The sequence below is a fragment of the Nocardioides sp. LMS-CY genome (assembly GCF_018732145.1).
In the GTDB taxonomy this organism is placed as follows: Bacteria; Actinomycetota; Actinomycetes; order Propionibacteriales; family Nocardioidaceae; genus Nocardioides; species Nocardioides soli.
In genome coordinates this window covers 4,321,030-4,337,931 of the sequence record NZ_CP076104.1, presented here as the reverse complement: position 1 = coordinate 4,337,931, position 16,902 = coordinate 4,321,030, and the positions used below count along the sequence as shown (strand labels likewise).

Genomic DNA, 16,902 nt, shown 5'->3' with positions numbered 1-16,902 from the left:
ATGTACGTCGAGCTGAGCGAGCGTCGCATCGTGGCCGTCCCGGGCCACGCGCAGGAGTTGCAGATCACGATCAGCAACACCGGCGAGGTCATCGGCGGCTACACGCTGCGCTTCCTCGGCGCCGACCCGAGCTGGGTCGAGCTGCCGGAGTCCGAGATCTCGCTGTTCCCCGACGAGACCCGCACGATCACCGCACGCGTCACCGTCCCGGTCGGGATGGTGGCGGGCGACCGCCGCATCGCCATCCAGGTCCGCGAGCTCACCCCGCCCGAGTCGACCAGCATCGAGGAGGTCGTGCTGGTCGTGCCGGAGGCGCGGTCGGTCGAGATGCGCGTCGACCCGATCTCGCAGACCGCCGGCAGCAAGGCCCGGTTCGGCCTGCTGGTCGGTAACACCGGCAACTCCCAGATCAACAGTCGACTCACCGGCACCGACCCGGAGGGTCAGGTGCAGTTCGAGTTCGTGCCGGCGGTGCTCGACCTGCCGCCGGGCGAGCACGCCGTCGTGGAGCTGCGGGCCAAGGCGAAGCGCCCGTTCCTGGGCAGTCCGCTGGTCCGGATCCTCGACATCGGGCTCGAGGACCCGCCGCCCGCCGGAGCGGCCGCGGCGCGGGACGAGCTCGATCCCCAGGCGCCGGAGGAGCCGGAGGGGGAGTCGGCGGCCCGGAAGCTGTCGGTCAAGCGCCGCAAGAAGAAGGTGAGGAACCCCGCCGCGCCGTCGCCGGGCAACGACGCGCCGCCGATGGTCAACGCGTCGTTCGTGCAGAAGGCGCGGATCACCCGGGGGCCGCTGTCGCTGGCCGGTCTGCTGTTCGCGCTGACGGTCTTTGCCGTCGTGATCACGCTGGCCCTCTCGCGGATCGTCGGCCAGTCCGCCGCCGACCGCAACCTCGCGCTCGAGATCGCCCAGGCACGCAACGCCGCCGCCACCTCCGGCAGCAGTGGGATGTCGGGCACCGTCCTGCTGCTGACGTCGGGAGCGCCCGTGCCCGGAGTGGCCGTCGACGTCTTCCCGGCCGACGACACCTCCGAGCCGGTGGCGACGACGGCGACCGACAAGAGCGGCGCCTGGTCGGTCGCCAATCTGCCGTCCGGCGACTACAAGCTCACCTTCCGCGGCGCCGGCTTCGTCCAGCTCTGGTACCCGCAGGCGCTGAGCGCCGACAACGCCGAGACCGTGACGCTGGACGCCAACGGCAAACAGGCGGGCCTGGACGTCTCGCTCGGCGGCGTACCCGCCTCGATCACCGGGACGGTCCTCGGCGACGACGTGTCCGCTGCGACGCTCGCGCTTACCATGCCGATGGCCGGCACCCCCGGCGCGGAGGCGGGGGAGGCCGCCACCGGAGCGGTGGTGCAGACCGTCCCGATCGGCTCCGACGGCTCCTTCGAGCTGACCAACGTGCCCTCGCCGAGCGTCTACGACCTGGTCGTCACCAAGACCGGATACGCGACGTCGACGCAGCGCATCGACGTCAGCGCGGGCGAGGAGCGCACCGGTGTCGAGATCACGCTGCGCAAGGGCGACGGCGTCATCACCGGACAGGTCAGCTCGGCGAGCGGCCCGCTCGGCGGTGTCACGATCACGGCGACGTCCGGGCAGACCGAGGTGTCGACGATCTCGTTGACCGATGGCGACGTCGGCAGCTTCACGCTCCGCAAGCTGCCCACGCCGGCGAGCTACACCGTCGTCGCCAGCAAGGGTGGCTACGCGACGCAGACGCTGACGCTGACCCTGGCGAAGGGCCAGGCGCTGACCGGCGTCGGCCTGACGCTCGGCAAGTCGTCGGGCTCGCTCAAGGGCGAGGTGACGCTGCTGCCCGACCGGGCCCCGGCCGGCGGCGTCGCGGTGACGCTGACCGACGGCGAGCACACGGTCGTCACCGCGACCCAGAGCTCCGGTGACATCGGTGCCTGGCGCGTCGGCGGGCTGACCCTGCCCGGCACCTACACCGTGACGTTCTCCCGGGCCGACCTCGCCGCCCAGACGCTGTCGGTGTCGCTGGACGCCTCGGGACAGATCACCCCCGGCTCCCAGGGCGCCACGGTCACCTCCGCCGGCATCGAGGTCGCGATGCAGCCCTCGACCGCGGTGGTGAAGGGCATCATCACCCAGCCGCTGGCGGGATCGGGCAGCTCCGCGGTCGGCGAGGTCACCGTGCAGCTGAGCTCCGGTCCGGCGAGCTACTCGGTGATCACCGCGTCGGTGCCCAGCGCGGACACCGGCCGCTACCGCATCGAGAACGTGCCACCGGGCACGTACACCGTCAGCGTCAGCCGCAACGGCGTGAGCCCGACCTCGACCATCATCCAGCTGACCGCCGGCCAGGTGCGCGACTACAGCCCGGTGCTCGCGGCGGCCGCGGCGATCTCCGGCACCGTCACCCAGAACGGCGCACCGGTGCCGGCCGGCTGGTACGTCGACCTCTACCGGTCGTCCACCTACCCCGAGAACCCCTACCGGACCGTGCGTACCTCGGCGAACGGCACCTTCCTGTTCGAGGACGTCGACGCTCCGGAGGTCTACGTCGTCGAGGCCCGCCCCACCCGCGGCAGCGCTTCGCTGGGCTCGCGGACCGTCCAGCTCGCTGCCAGTGAGCAGCGGGACATCACGGTGAGAGCAGACCAATGACCTCGAGCTTCCCGGGCCACGAGCCCGCCCCCGGCGTGGTGGTGTCGTCGCGACTGCGCACCGCCGCCGGCTCGCCCCTCCCCGTCGAGGTGACGCTGACCAACACGGCCTCGACCGCTCGGGTCATCGCCGTCGGCGCGATCGGCGTCGACTCCTCGTGGCTGCCCCCGATGACGCGGACCGAGCTGCTCGAGCCCGGTCAGAGCGTGGTCGTCACGCTCACGCTCTCGCCGGCGATCGGCACGGTCCCCGCCCAGTACCCCCTGGCGTTCACCGCCCAGTCCCTCGACCCGATCAGCGGTCGTCCGGGCGGTGCCCCGCCCGCGATGGTCGACAGCGTCCTGGTGGTCAACCCGCGCAACCAGCTCGAGATCGAGCTGGTGCCGCGGCGGGTCTCGCTGGTGTCCTCGCGCCGGGTGCGGATGACGATGCGCAACACCGGCGACGACGTGGCGCGGGTGAAGGTCGGCGTCCAGGCGTCGCCGCGGCTGCGGGTGCGGTTCAAGCGCGAGGACGTCGAGGTCCTCCCCGGCGCCACGGAGCAGGTGAAGGGCCGGGTGTCGGTGCCGCGACCGCGCTTCTTCGGCACCATCGCCCACCACGCCTACACCGTGACGGCCCGCGGCACCGAGTCGGTGCGGCACGTCGAGGGGTCGGTGACCCAGCGTCCGTTCGTCAACACCTTCGTGCTCAAGGCCGTGGCCCTGCTCGCGGTGGTGTCGGTGTGGATCGCGGCCGCCGTCATCTTCATCCCGGGGCTGGCCGACCGGCTCGGCGACCGGCAGAGCGAGACGACCACCACCGCGGGTCGAGGAGAGCGGCGACGGCTCGGGGTCCTCGGACTCCGGCGGCTCCGACGGCGGTGGCTCCGACGGATCGGGAGGCCAGGGCGACCAGGCCGGGGCCGGTGGCGGCGGCAAGGGCGGCGGTGCGCAGCCGGCCGTGGCGACCGACGACCAGCCGCTGTCGCTGACCGGCACGGTCGCCGGCGACGACCCGGGCGGCGTCCGGGTGCGTCTGGAGCCGACGTCCCTCGTCGACGAGGGCGCCCAGGGTGGCGTCGGCGTCGGCGTCCCGAGCTCCCAGCTCGGGAACACCGGCATGAGCCTCGCGTCGTCGTTCCTCAACCAGGCGCTCGACCAGACGCCGGCGGACCGGACCGCGACCACGACGAAGGACGGCTCCTGGTCGTTCGCGGACGTGAGGTCGCCCGGCTACTACCTGCTGACCTTCAGCAAGCCCGGCTACCAGTCGCGGTCGTACGTCGTGGACTCGTCGAGCGAGAACGCCGCCGAGCCGCTCGAGGTCGAGCTGAGGCGCCGGCCAGGGCAAGCTCTCCGGCACCGTGACCGGACCGGGCGGCCCGGTCGGGGCCGCGACCGTGACGATCTCCGACGGCACCAACACGATCACCACGAGCAGCAACTCTCGGGGTCGAGTGGGGCACTGGTCGGTGAGCGGCCTGTCGACGCCGGGCACCTACGTCGTGCAGGCCGCCAGGCCGGGGCTCTCCAGCGAGTCCCGGATGGTCGAGCTCGCCGCGGGCGGCACCGCTACCGCCGACCTGCGGCTGCGCAACGGCGTCGCCAGCCTGATCGGCAAGGTGCGCGCGGTGAACCAGGCCGGGAAGCTGACCGGCGCCGGCGGCGTCTCGGTCAGGGTGGCGAGCGAGGACGGCGTGGTGCGCTCGGCGACGACGCTGACCCAGGGTGCCCGGGCCGGACGCGGCTCGGCCCGAGCCTCGGCCGACTTCGTCGGCACGTACAAGCTGCCCGGCCTGACCGTGCCGGGCAGCTACGTGGTCACGCTCAGCGGGCCGGACCTGCAGACGCAGACCACGAAGCTGACCCTGCGGCGCGGCCAGTCGCAGGCCACGGTCGACGCCGACCTGGTGGCCGCCTCGGGCTCCGTCGCGGGCACGATCACCGGGCTGGACACCAACGGCAAGGGCTCCGGCGTCGTCGGCTCCGGCCTGACGCTCTCCAACCCCGACAACACCTACAAGACGATGTCGACCTCCGACCCGGCGGGCAGCTTCCTGTTCAACGGTGTCGCGCCGGGCACCTACGCGCTCCAGACCCAGTTCTTCGGCTACGTCACCGACCACGTGACCATCACCGTCCGCGCCGGCCGCATCACGCAGGTGGACCGGACGATCAACCAGATCGAGGGTGGCGTCCTGGCCGCCCGCTCGTCGGTGCGCGGACGGGCCATCGACGGCAGCAGCGGCGTACCGATCGAGTGCCCGACCGTCGACAGCGAGTGCCTGACCGCGAGCGTCGTCGAGCCGGGCGTCGACGACGACAGCGACGACGACCACACCTACCGGACGACGTTCCTGGCCGCCGACGAGTTCACGCTGCCCGACCCGCAGACGGACCCGGAGGGCGGCCTGCTCCCGGGCCTGCACACCGTGGTCGTCTCGGCGCCGCACTACTCGTCGGCGATCGCCAGGGTCCAGGTCGGCGACAACCAGCTCGTCGACCTCGGCACGCTCGAGCTGCTGCCCGCGCCCAAGATCGTCGGCTCGATCACGACCGTCACCGACGTGCCGGCGGCGAACACCTGCATCTGGGCGGTGCCGCCGGGCGGCGACGAGCCGCCGGCGGGTTGCACGTCGGCCGTCACGGGCGGCGACGACCCCGTGTGCACCTCGGGCTCGGCGACCTTCGATCTCGGCAGCACCGACGCGGTCTGCGCCTACGTGCCGGGCACGGGTGGCTACTCGCTCGAGGTGCCCACCGACGGCACGTACACGCTCTACGTGCAGCCGCAGGACCCCGAGTACCTCGCGCCCGCGCCGACACCGGTGCTCCTGGAGAACGGCGTCACTCGCAACCAGTCGTACGTCCTCAACCGCCTCGGGCGGCTGAACATCACCGTCCGGAAGGCGGGGGCGCTGGCGCGCCTGGTGCCCTCCGACCAGACCTCCGTCGTCGTGCGCAGCCTGCCCGGGCTGCAGACCGTGAACTCGGCCACGACCGACGACGACGGAGTCGCGTCGTTCACCCGGGTCGCGGCGCAGAGCTACCGGGTCACCGCGACGGTGCCCGACCCGGCGCCTCCGGGCGTGCCGGCCGACGACGCCGGCCTCACCGCGTCCAAGGACATCCCGGTCGGCCTCAACCAGGTGGTCGCCGTCCGGATCAACCTGACCCGTCCGATCGGTGCCGCCGTCGCCAAGGTCGCGGGCTCGGTCAACGGCCAGCTCAAGCCGGTGCCGAACGCCTCGGTGCAGGTCGTCGGCGTGACCGGGTACGACGACACCGACAATCCCCGGCAGACCCCCGTCGGTATGGTCACCGAGGCCCAGGGCTGCTTCGGCATCCTCGGTGCGGGCCAGACGATCGCCGACCTCGGCACGGACTGCAACCCGGGCTGGGCGACCACCGCCCCGCCGCCGTCGGCCATCGGCAGGGTGACGTACCTGTCTCCGGTCGTGTCGGTGAAGGTGATCGCGCCGGGCTACACCGACGGCACGTTCAACGACGTGACGCTCAGCACCACCGACATCAACGACTTCCCGCTGTCTGCCAAGCCGGTCCCCCTCGGCACGGTCGTGCCCGAGATCGACCCGCCCGACCCGGGCTTCGACTGGACCCAGGTCAGCTTCACGGCGATCCCCGAGGCGGGCGCGACGCCCGCGATCACGGTGCGCGCCACCGGCACGGGCGGCACCGGACAGCTGACCTGGCAGGACACCCGGGTGCCCGGTGCGCCGAATCAGGCGATCCCGGGGACCTACGAGATCAGCGCCAGTCTGAACGGCTACATCGCCGGGACCGCCACCCTGGAGTGCCCGGTCGCGGTGAGCTCCGCGGTGACCTGCGCCTGGGACGGGGCACCGCTGAAGCTGCAGAAGCTTGCGCGCCTGGAGGTGCGCCCGCAGTCCGCCGGGGCCGCCCCGGTCACCGGAGCCCGCTACACGCTCTCGCGTGACGGCGTCGCGATCTCGACCGTGACTGCCGGCGCCGGCGCCGGCTCGGTCACCTTCACCGGCCTCGACCCGCGCGACGACGACCTCTACGACGTCGAGGTGCGGGCGCCGGGCTACGCCCACGGCTCGACCGCGAGCTCGACCAGCCCGCTGCCGCTGACCTGCACGCCGGGCGGGAGCAGCATCACGCTGGAGCCGGGTGGGTCGACGTCGTGCGTCGCGTCGATGACCAAGATCGGCACGATCCAGGGCACGGTGATCGGCTCGCCCGCGCCGCCGCCGTCGACCGGCGCCACCAGCAACGTGGCCGGCGCGACCGTCACCGTGCAGCGGTGCACGTCGGTGCTGCCGGCCGCACCGGCCACCGGCACGCCGTACTGCGCCGCGACGGGCGGTCCCACCTTCACCGGCACCACCAACGCCGGCGGCGGCTTCTCGATCACCGGCACGTACGACGTCGACGGGCTCGCCACCGACGTGGCCTGGCTGGTCACGGCCGAGGCGCCGGGCTACTCCCCGGACGAGGACCGCCCCGCCGACGTACCGGCCACCGCGCTGCCCGGCACCCTGGTCCGGTCGTTCACCGACAACGTGGCCGAGGCCGACGTGCGGTTGGACCTCGACCCGGTCGACGTCTCGGTCGCGGTGCTCGTCGGCGGCGTGACGGCGTCGGACGCGACCGTCACGCTCAAGCGCCTGACCTCGAGCGGCACCGAGGTGGTCCAGGAGCCGGCGTTCGACCCCGCCACCGGTCGCTACCCGCTGGTCGGGATCGTCCCCGGCTCGTACATCCTCGAGGTCAGCGGACCGGGCCTGGTCACCAACACCTGGACGCAGACCATCAGTGCGAACAACCAGGTCTTCACGGTCAGCCTCGACCGCGCGATGAACACCATCTACGGCACGATCCTCGGCTCCGACGCCTCGACCGGGCTCAAGGACGCCGACGTGTGGGTGTGCGCGGCGTCCACCTGCGACGAGGCGGACAAGGGGCCGGACAACAACCGGATGTCCGCGAAGACGGCGGCCAACGGCGGCTTCGAGATCCGCAACGTGCCCGACGGTGACTTCTACGTGCTGGTCACGAAGTACGGCTACCGGCCGTACGCCTCGCCGGCAGCCATCCACGTCGACCACACGCTCGGCGCACCGCCTCCGGTGAACCAGACCCTCGAGCTGGTCAAGCGCAACGTCACGATCACGGTGCAGACGCCGTGGACCAACAACGACCTCAGCGCGGGCACCGTCGCTCTCGACGAGGTGGGCGGATCGACCTCGCTCTCCGCGGTCAACCTGGTCGCCACCAGCACCCCCGGGACGTTCACCGCGTCGTTCAACCAGGTGAAGTGGGGCTGCTGGACGGTCACGATCACGCCACCGGTCTCGGGCAACCACCTCGGAACGCCGAGCGCACTGACCGGCGGGCCGACCGATGAGTCGATCACGTGCACGGGCGACTTCGCGCTGACGGTTCCGAGCACGTACGCCGCCAGCCCGGTGACCGCGACCAGCACGCTCAACGAGGGCCGGCTCGACGTGGCGGTCACCGCGACGCCGTTCACCGACGTCCCGCTGGGCACCACTCCGCCGACGAAGGTCGTGCTGACCATCAAGCGCGGCAACACGGTCGTGTACACCGACGACGAGTTCGCCGTGAGCAGCTCGCCGACGACGTTCTGGGTGCCGACCGGGAGCGCCTACACCGTCAGCGCCGACCTGGCGACGCCCACGCCGTTCTGGCCGGACGACTCCGACAGCGTGACCGTGCCCGCGACCAAGCCGCCGTCGTCGGCCGCCGCAGAGGCCGACCTCGACATCGAGGAGCAGGCGGCCACCCTCGACGTCACCGTGACCGGCGGCAGCGGCACCGATCCGCAGGCGACGCTGACCCTCACCGGCACCTCGACCGTGCCACCGTCGTACGTCGCTCCGCTCCTCACCAGCGGCTACAAGCGGACCTACTACCTGCCCGCCGGCACCTGGACGGTCAAGGCGGACATCGGGACGCGCACGAAGACCGAGCAGATCGAGATCACCGCCCCCGAGTCGACGGCGCCGAACGGCAAGTACGCCCTGACGATCGTCGTCCCGCCCCCGCCCTCCAGCGGTGAGGAGGAGGAAGAGGGCGGCAGCGGTGGTAGCGGTGGTTGAGATGCCACGGTGGTTGAGGAAGGCGCGCTGGCGCCTGTCTTGCGGTGGTTGAGGAAGGCGCGCTAGCGCCTGTCTCGAAACCACCCGTCGAGACGTCGACCTGTGGTCGGGACTGGGTCGCGTTGGGGGTGGTTTCGAGACGGTTGCTAGCGCAACCTCCTCAACCACCGTCGTCAGGGAGTCACGGTGGTTGAGGAAGGCGCGCTAGCGCCTGTCTCGAAACCACCAGTCTCGCGGTTGTGATCGTCGGAGTCAGCCTCGTCGAGCGTCCCTTGCACGGACGGACCGACGCCGGCGATCCGACGGTCAGCGCAGGGAGTACGTCGCGAGCGAGACGCCCACGTAGTGGGAGACGAACGCGAGGATCGTGAAGCTGTGGAACACCTCGTGGAAGCCGAAGAAGCGCGGCCACGGGTTGGGTCGCTTGAAGCCGTAGACGACGCCGCCGAAGGTGTAGAGCGCACCGCCGACCACGATCATCACGAACGTCGCGATGCCGACGCCGACCCCGAGCCGGGTCGCGCCGTCGAGGAACGACGGGATGAAGAAGACCGCCGCCCAGCCGAGCGCGATGTAGATCGGCACGTAGAGCCAGCGCGGCGCGTCGGTCCAGAAGATCCGGAAGCCGACGCCGAGCACGGCGCCGCTCCAGACGGTCGCCAGCAGCACCACGCGCGGCGTGCCGTCGAGGAGGAGGAGGCTGAACGGCGTGTAGGAGCCGGCGATCAGCAAGAAGATGTTGGAGTGGTCGAAGCGCCGCAGGAACGCCCAGACCCGAGGTGACCAGGTGCCGGTGTGGTAGATCGCGGACACCGTGAACAGTACGAGGGCTGATCCGGTGAAGAGCGCCGAGCCGATCCGGGTCGCCGGCGTGGGCGACAGGGCGATGAGCACGATCCCGGCCGCGAGCGTGAGCGGGGCGATCGCGAGGTGCAGCCAGCCGCGCAGCTTCGGCTTGATCTCGGCCTTGAACTCGGCCCGGAACTCCGCGACGGCTTCGCGGGCCTGGTCGAGCCCCGCTCGCACCGCGTGGTTCATGGCCTGGTTCATGACGCAGAACCTACCCGGCGCCCGGTGACGGAAACCGCACAGGCGGTGAACGTCACGTCAACGTTGCGACCACGAAATCGGCGGTTCGCTCGCTACCATCGACAGGTGGACTGGAAGCGGGGAGTGCGACGGGTGCTCTATCCGGCGTACGAGGCCCGCGTTCTGCGGCGGATGCCCGAGAACGTCCCGCAGCACGTCGGCGTGATGCTCGACGGCAACCGCCGGTGGGCGCGTGCCGTCGGCCACGACACCGCGCACGGCCATCGGGCCGGCGCCGCGAACATCGAGCCGCTGCTCGGCTGGTGCGACGAGGTCGGCATCGAGGTCGTCACGCTGTGGCTGCTGTCCACCGACAACCTCAACCGGCCCGAGCACGAGCTGCTGCCGCTGCTGGAGATCATCGGCGAGGCCGTCGCCTCGCTCGCCGACCAGCAGAAGTGGCGGATCCATCCCGTCGGCGCCCTCGACCTGCTGCCCGCGGAGGTCGCGGAGAAGCTGAAGGCGGCCGAGGAGGCGACCCGCGACGTCGACGGGATGCTGGTCAACGTCGCGGTCGGGTACGGCGGCCGTCGCGAGATCGCCGACGCCGTACGCTCGCTGCTCCACGAGTCCGCGGCCAAGGGCATGTCGCTCGAGGAGCTCGCCACCACCATCGACGTCGAGCACATCGCCGAGCACCTCTACACCAAGGGGCAGCCCGATCCCGACCTGGTGATCCGTACGTCGGGGGAGCAGCGCCTCGGCGGCTTCCTGCTGTGGCAGTCGGCGAAGTCGGAGTTCTACTTCTGCGAGGCCTACTGGCCGGACTTCCGACGGGTCGACTTCCTGCGCGCGATCCGTGCCTACGCGCAGCGTGAGCGGCGCTTCGGCTCGTAACCGAGCCTTCACCGTCCGTTCGGGCGTGTCGTCCCGGAACCCGTGGGGCCGCGGCGTACGTTCGCGGGTATCGGGGAGTGGGGAAGCTCCCCGTATCGGGAGGCCCGTTCGTGAGCATTCACGACTGCACCGCACACCATCGGGGGGATCCCCCTCGCGGGTGTGCGACCGGGAGCCGGCACTCCGGTCCTCGGGCTCGTTCCGGTCCATCAGAGTGAGCAGATGGCCGGACGCGGAGTGCCCGCCGGCCTGCTGAAGGGGTGTCATCGTGCCGACCCAGGCTCAGAAGTCACAGCGCTCCGCCACCACTGCCGATCGAGCGACACCGCCCGCCGTCCGCACCTTCGTCCTGGACACCAGCGTGCTGCTGGCCGACCCGGGCGCACTGCGGCGCTTCGCCGAGCACGAGGTCGTGCTCCCGGTCGTGGTGATCACCGAGCTGGAGGGCAAGCGGCACCACCCCGAGCTGGGCTTCTTCGCCCGTACGGCGCTGCGGATGCTCGACGAGCTGCGGATCACCCACGGCCGGCTCGACGAGCCGGTGCCGGTCGGCGACGAGGGCGGCACGATCCGGGTCGAGCTCAACCACACCGACCCCGAGTCGCTGCCCTCGGGCTTCCGTCTCGGTGACAACGACACGCGCATCCTCGCGGTCGCCCGCAACCTCGCCAACGAGGGCCACGCGGTCACGCTCGTCTCCAAGGACCTGCCGCTGCGGATCAAGGCGTCCGCGGTCGGCCTCGACGCCGAGGAGTACCGCGCCGAGGCCGTCAGCGACTCCGACACCGGCTACTCCGGCATGGCCGAGCTCGAGGTCGCGGCCGCCGACCTCGACGAGCTGTACGACGACGGCGTCCTCGACCTCGAGGCCGCGCGGGACCTGCCGTGCCACCACGGGCTGGTGCTGCTCTCCGAGCGCGGTACGGCGTTGGGCCGGGTCGGCCCCGACAAGCACGTGCACCTGGTGCGCGGCGACCGGGAGGCGTTCGGCATCCACGGCCGCTCCGCCGAGCAGCGAGTCGCGCTGGAGATGCTGCTCGACCCGGAGGTCGGGATCGTCTCGCTCGGCGGCCGCGCCGGCACCGGCAAGTCCGCGCTCGCGCTGTGCGCCGGTCTCGAGGCGGTGATGGAGCGGCGTCAGCACCAGCGGGTCGTGGTGTTCCGGCCGCTGTTCGCCGTCGGCGGCCAGGAACTCGGCTACCTGCCCGGCTCGGAGTCGGAGAAGATGTCGCCCTGGGCGCAGGCGGTCTTCGACACCCTCGGGGCGATCACGACCCGTGAGGTCATCGACGAGGTGCTCGACCGCGGCATGCTCGAGGTGCTCCCGCTGACCCACATCCGGGGCCGGTCGCTGCACGACGCCTTCGTCATCGTCGACGAGGCGCAGTCGCTGGAGCGCAACGTGCTGCTGACCGTGCTGTCCCGGATCGGTGCCAACTCCAAGGTGGTGCTCACCCACGACGTCGCGCAGCGCGACAACCTGCGGGTCGGGCGGCACGACGGCGTGGTCGCCGTGGTCGAGAAGCTCAAGGGCCACCCGCTGTTCGCCCACGTCACGCTGACCCGTTCCGAGCGGTCGCCGATCGCCGCCCTGGTGACCGAGATGCTGGAGAACATGACGGTCTGAGCCCCGATGGGCGCCTCGGAAGGCCGGGCCACCCGGTGCTTCTGAGGCATCTGTGGCTGTTGTGACGGGGGAGGTGGCCGTCGGCGAATTTATCCGGACGGATGAGGCAGTTCGGTTTGCAACCACCTGCTCCGTCCGGCAGGGTGGCTCGTGATCTCTTCGTGACCTTCGACAGCGTCGTCGCCGGTCCAGCCGGATCGCCTGCCCCGAGTCGTCTACCCCGAGTCAGCGAGCCTTGTCGAAGCGCACGAAGTACGTCCCGAAGCACCGGAGCGTCCCCGAGTCGACCCTGCGCAGCGCGCCCACGAAGGCGCTGCGCACCGGACTGGTGATGACCTCGGTCGCCGCCGCCGTCACCGGTATCTCGGTCGCCGGCGGCCTCCTCGGCACGCCCGCGCAGATGACGACCACGGCCCAGGACCTCGGCAGCGACGTGACCGGCGGCCTCGCCGGCAGGTCCAGTGACGACCAGGCCGCGGCGGCCGCGCTCGCGGACCGCGAGGTCGTCTCCCGCGCGGCCGATCGCCGGCGCGAGGCCGACCCGGACAAGGTCAGCGCGCTCTCCGTCGACAGTGGACCGGCGCGTACCGCGTCCGTGGACGTGAGCGACGGCGATCCGCGCGACATCGCCCGGGCGCTGCTGCCGCAGTTCGGCTTCTCCGGCGACCAGTTCGGCTGCCTCGACTCGCTGTGGACGCGCGAGAGCAACTGGAACCCCGCCGCCCACAACCCCTCCTCCGGCGCGCACGGCATCCCGCAGTCGCTGCCCGGCTCCAAGATGGCCTCGGCCGGCCCCGACTGGTCGTCCAACCCGGTCACCCAGATCACCTGGGGCCTCGGCTACATCCAGGACCGGTACGGCAGCCCGTGCGGTGCCTGGGGGCACTCGCAGTCGCACGGCTGGTACTGACCGTTCTGCAGGGATACCCGGTCCACCGGGTATCCCCGCACTTCTCGGCCGGTGCAACACCCCAGAACGTCAGGGATTGCGCGAGAAGTCCTACGGGTGCGTCATGGACTCCACGTCGAGCGCCTCGTCGAGCTGGGCCTCGGTGAGCTCGCCGCGCTCGACGTACCCCATCGCGATCACGGTCTCCCGGATCGTGGCGCCGTCGGCAAGTGCCCGCTTCGCGATCGTGGTGGCGGCCTCGTAGCCGAGGTAGCGGTTCAGCGGGGTGACGACCGAGGGCGAGGACTCGGCGTACTGCCGCATCCGGTCGGCGTTCGCGGTGATGCCGTCGACGCAGCGCTCGGCGAGCAGTCGTGAGGACGCCGCGAGCAGGCGCACCGACTCCAGCACGTTGCGGGCGATCACCGGCATCGCGACGTTGAGCTCGAAGCTGCCGCTGGCGCCGGCGGCGGTCACCGCGGCGTCGTTGCCGACCACCTGGAAGCAGACCATCAGCGTGGCCTCGGGCAGCACCGGGTTGACCTTGCCCGGCATGATGCTCGATCCGGGCTGCAGGTCGGGCAGGTGGATCTCGGCGAGGCCGGTCGTCGGACCCGAGGCCATCCAGCGCAGGTCGTTGCAGATCTTGGTGAGCCCGACCGCGTAGGTGCGCAGCACGCCGCTCAGCTCCACGAGCGAGTCGCGGGTGCCCTGGGCCTCGAAGTGGTTGCGCGCCTCGGTGAACGGCTGGCCGCTCGCCTCGCCGAGCACCGCGATCACGCGCTCGGCGAAGCCCGGCGGGGTGTTGATCCCGGTGCCGACCGCGGTGCCGCCCAGCGGCAGCTCGCGGACCCGGGGCAGCACGGACTCGAGCCGCTCGGCGGCGTACCGCACGGTCGCGGCGTACCCGCCGAGCTCCTGACCGAGCAGCACCGGCGTCGCGTCCATCAGGTGGGTCCGGCCCGACTTCACCAGGCCGGCGAACTCCTCGGCCTTGCGCTCCAGGCTGCCGGCCAGGAGGTCGAGGGCCGGCAGCAGGTCGTCGACGACGGCGAGGGTCGCGGCCACGTGGATCGCGGTCGGGAACGTGTCGTTGCTGGACTGGCTCGCGTTGACGTGGTCGTTGGGGTGTACGTCGGTGCCGGCCCGCTGCGCCAGCGTGGCGATGACCTCGTTGGCGTTCATGTTGGAGCTGGTGCCCGACCCGGTCTGGAAGACGTCGATCGGGAACTGGTCGTCGTGCTCGCCGGCCACCACCGACTCGGCCGCGCGGACGATCGCGTCCGCCTGGGCGGGCTCGAGGATGCCCAGCTCGCCGTTGACCCGCGCCGCGGCGGACTTGACCCGGCCGATCGCGTGGATCAGCGCCGGCTCGATCGGCGTGCCGCTGATCGGGAAGTTCTCCACCGCGCGCTGGGTCTGCGCCCGCCACAGCGCCGCCGCCGGCACCCGGACCTCGCCCATGCTGTCGTGCTCGACCCGGAAGTCTCCGTCGCTGATCGGGGAGTCGCTCATGACTCGGACGTTACCCGCGACACGAACAGCCAGTACTGCTCGTCGCGGTCCTGGAGCAGCACGTCGTGCGCCTGGCCCTGGGCGTTGCCGAACGCCGCGCGCAGCTGCTCGGCCAGCTCGGGGGAGTCCGCGGCCGACCAGACCGCGAGGGCGCCGCCGGGGCGCAGCGCCCGCCGCGCCGCCCGGAGGAACGGCTCCTGGTAGAGCGCCGCGTTGACGTCGTGCACCAGGTAGCCCGGCCCGTTGTCGACGTCGAGCAGCACCAGGTCGTACGACGCGGGCGCGGCCTCGGCGAGCGCGACCGCGACGTCGGCCACCACGATCGTCACCCGCTCGTCGGCCAGCATCGCGGGCCCGTGGGGGATCGTGCCGTCGCGCATCCAGTCGACCAAGGCCTGCTCGATCTCGACGACCGCGACCTTCTCGACGCGGCTGTCGGCGAGCACCTCGTGCATGGTGAACCCGAGGCCGAGGCCGCCCACGAACACCGCGCGGGGGTCGTCGACGGTCGCCAGCGCGCCGCTCGCCAGGGCCTGCTCGGTGCTCACCTCAAGCGTGTCCATGACGAACACGCCGTTGGCGCGCAGCTCGAGCGCGCTCGAACCGGCCTCGGACCGGCGCTCGCGCAGTACCAGCTCGCCGCGCTCGGACTCGGCTCGGGCGATCTCGACGTACTCCACCTGCCCGACCCTACGGACCCGACGCGACGGACCCGGCGCCAGGGACCGTCAGTCGAAGAGCTCGCTGAGCCAGCTCTCCTTGCGCTTCTTCTTGTAGTAGCCGCCCTGCTGGTAGGGCTGCTGATAGGGCTGCTGGTGCGGTTGCTGGTAGGACTGCTGGGCCTGCGGCGGCGCGGGCTGGGGTGCCGGCTGGGTCAGCGAGCGCTCGATGAGCTTGTCGAGCTCGCCGCGGTCGAGCCACACGCCCCGACAGCTCGGGCAGTAGTCGATCTCGATGCCGCTGCGTTCGCTCATCACCAGGATGGTGCCGTCGGTGGGGCACTGCATGGTCGTGTCCTCTCGTCGTTCACCCGGTCGAACGCACGAGTCGGCCGCGGGGTTCCGCTTCGAGGCGGTCAGCCGATCCAGGTCTGCGTGGTCCACGCCGTCTCGACGACCTCGAGGTAGGGCTCGAAGTCCAGCCCCTGCTGCCGGAGCCAGTCGTCGTCGTCGAACGTCGCGTCGTAGCGATCGGATCGATCGCACATCAGCGTCACGATGCTGCCGCGCTGCCCGCGCTCGTGCATCTCGCAGGCCAGCCGGAGCGCGCCGTAGAGATTGGTCCCGGTGGACGGCCCGGCACGCAGGCCGACGCGATCGCCGAGGAAGCGCATGGCGGCGACGGACGCGGCGTCCGGGATCCGCATCATCCGGTCGATCACGTGGGGCAGGAACGACGGCTCCACGCGGGGCCGGCCGATCCCCTCGATCCGTGATCCGGGAGCGGTGGTCCCCTCGCCGGCGTACGAGGGGAGGAACGCCGACCCGTCCGGGTCCACGACCGCGAGGCGGGTCTCGTGGCCGCGGTAGCGCAGGTAGCGCCCGATGGTCGAGCTGGTCCCGCCCGTGCCGGCGCCGACCACGACCCAGTCGGGGATCGGGAACGGCTCCTCGGTCAGCTGCTCGAAGATCGACTCCGCGATGTTGTTGTTGCCGCGCCAGTCGGTGGCCCGCTCCGCGTTCGTGAACTGATCCATGTAGTGGCCGCCGACGCTCTCCGCGAGGAGCCTGGCGGCGTCGTACACCTCGTCGGCGCGATCGACGAACTCGCACCGGCCGCCCTCCCGCTCGATCAGGGCCACCTTGGCCGGGCTCGTGGAGCGTGCGATGACGGCCACGAACGGCACCCCGATCAGCCGGGCGAAGTACGCCTCGCTGATGGCCGTGGAGCCGCTGGAGGCCTCGACGACCGTGGTGGTGGGGCCGATGTCGCCGGTGCAGATCGCGTACAGGAACAGCGACCGCGCCAGCCGGTGCTTGAGGCTGCCCGTCGGATGGGTCGACTCGTCCTTGAGGTAGATGAGCGCGGACGCGTCGTCGCCGGTGGGCAGCTTGACCATGTGGGTGTCCGCGCTGCGCGCCTCGTCGGCGCGCAGGCAGTGGATGGCGTGCTCCACCCACGACCGGTCGATGCTCGTCGACGGCTGAACGGCTCGGATCGGGACAACAGACACTTCTACTCCTTACTCGACCTGCGATGCACCCTGCGCGTTGTGTCGTCAGTGCC

General features: G+C 71.5%; 11 protein-coding genes. 6 read left to right on the top strand and 5 right to left on the bottom strand.

The window, feature by feature from the left end:
• Genes KM427_RS20545 through KM427_RS20535 form a run of 3 tightly spaced genes read left to right on the top strand, consistent with a single transcriptional unit; the run spans position 1 to position 8,719 of the window.
• Positions 1-2,631: a carboxypeptidase regulatory-like domain-containing protein gene (locus KM427_RS20545; protein WP_215525138.1), complete on the top strand. Its 2,631-nt coding sequence runs from the start codon at positions 1-3 to the stop codon at positions 2,629-2,631.
• Positions 2,628-3,980 carry a COG1470 family protein gene (locus KM427_RS20540; protein WP_215525137.1) on the top strand — a complete coding sequence of 451 codons (1,353 nt, stop codon included), beginning with the start codon at positions 2,628-2,630 and terminating at the stop codon, positions 3,978-3,980. Before KM427_RS20545 ends, KM427_RS20540 begins: the two co-directional genes overlap by 4 nt.
• Positions 3,977-8,719, top strand: a complete 4,743-nt coding sequence (locus KM427_RS20535; protein WP_215525136.1) for a carboxypeptidase regulatory-like domain-containing protein — start codon at positions 3,977-3,979, stop codon at positions 8,717-8,719. Before KM427_RS20540 ends, KM427_RS20535 begins: the two co-directional genes overlap by 4 nt.
• 306 nt (positions 8,720-9,025) lie before the next feature.
• Here the strand turns inward: KM427_RS20535 and trhA are convergent, their stop codons facing one another.
• The gene (gene trhA / locus KM427_RS20530) at positions 9,026-9,769 is read right to left on the bottom strand and encodes a PAQR family membrane homeostasis protein TrhA (RefSeq protein ID WP_183591650.1); all 744 of its coding nucleotides are present in this window, start codon (positions 9,767-9,769) and stop codon (positions 9,026-9,028) included.
• Positions 9,770-9,874: 105 nt separating this feature from the next.
• Here trhA and KM427_RS20525 point away from each other — a divergent pair, with 105 nt between their 5' ends.
• From KM427_RS20525 to KM427_RS20515, 3 genes are all read left to right on the top strand, one after another.
• Positions 9,875-10,645, top strand: a complete 771-nt coding sequence (locus KM427_RS20525; protein ID WP_183591649.1) for an isoprenyl transferase — start codon at positions 9,875-9,877, stop codon at positions 10,643-10,645.
• 268 nt (positions 10,646-10,913) lie between these two features.
• On the top strand, positions 10,914-12,272 hold the full coding sequence (gene phoH2, locus KM427_RS20520) for an RNA 5'-3' helicase PhoH2 (protein WP_183591648.1): 1,359 nt from the start codon (positions 10,914-10,916) through the stop codon (positions 12,270-12,272).
• 235 nt (positions 12,273-12,507) lie between these two features.
• Positions 12,508-13,182 (top strand): aggregation-promoting factor C-terminal-like domain-containing protein, encoded by a 675-nt coding sequence (locus tag KM427_RS20515; protein ID WP_215525135.1) that lies wholly within the window; start codon positions 12,508-12,510, stop codon positions 13,180-13,182.
• 90 nt (positions 13,183-13,272) lie between these two features.
• On the opposite strand, the gene KM427_RS20510 is transcribed toward KM427_RS20515, so the two are convergent.
• The 4 genes from KM427_RS20510 to KM427_RS20495 all read right to left on the bottom strand — a co-directional run bounded on the left by KM427_RS20510 (position 13,273) and on the right by KM427_RS20495 (position 16,849).
• The gene (locus KM427_RS20510; protein ID WP_215525134.1) at positions 13,273-14,676 is read right to left on the bottom strand and encodes a class II fumarate hydratase; all 1,404 of its coding nucleotides are present in this window, start codon (positions 14,674-14,676) and stop codon (positions 13,273-13,275) included.
• Positions 14,673-15,356 (bottom strand): spermine/spermidine synthase domain-containing protein, encoded by a 684-nt coding sequence (locus KM427_RS20505; RefSeq protein ID WP_215525133.1) that lies wholly within the window; start codon positions 15,354-15,356, stop codon positions 14,673-14,675. Before KM427_RS20505 ends, KM427_RS20510 begins: the two co-directional genes overlap by 4 nt.
• Before the next feature lie 48 nt (positions 15,357-15,404).
• Complete coding sequence (locus KM427_RS20500; RefSeq protein WP_215525132.1) at positions 15,405-15,683, bottom strand: TFIIB-type zinc ribbon-containing protein; 279 nt, start codon at positions 15,681-15,683, stop codon at positions 15,405-15,407.
• Between the two features lie 68 nt (positions 15,684-15,751).
• A complete protein-coding gene (locus KM427_RS20495) occupies positions 15,752-16,849 on the bottom strand; it encodes a PLP-dependent cysteine synthase family protein (protein WP_252274711.1) in 1,098 nt (365 codons plus the stop codon).
• Positions 16,850-16,902: the final 53 nt, after the last annotated feature.

What these genes read in the sequence shown, in the direction of transcription:
- KM427_RS20510 (WP_215525134.1), bottom strand. Translation starts at nt 14,676, where the DNA reads ATGAGCGACTCCCCGATCAGCGACGGAGACTTCCGGGTCGAGCACGAC.
- KM427_RS20500 (WP_215525132.1), bottom strand. Translation starts at nt 15,683, where the DNA reads ATGCAGTGCCCCACCGACGGCACCATCCTGGTGATGAGCGAACGCAGC.
- trhA (WP_183591650.1), bottom strand. Translation starts at nt 9,769, where the DNA reads ATGAACCAGGCCATGAACCACGCGGTGCGAGCGGGGCTCGACCAGGCC.
- KM427_RS20540 (WP_215525137.1), top strand. Translation starts at nt 2,628, where the DNA reads ATGACCTCGAGCTTCCCGGGCCACGAGCCCGCCCCCGGCGTGGTGGTG.
- KM427_RS20545 (WP_215525138.1), top strand. Translation starts at nt 1, where the DNA reads ATGTACGTCGAGCTGAGCGAGCGTCGCATCGTGGCCGTCCCGGGCCAC.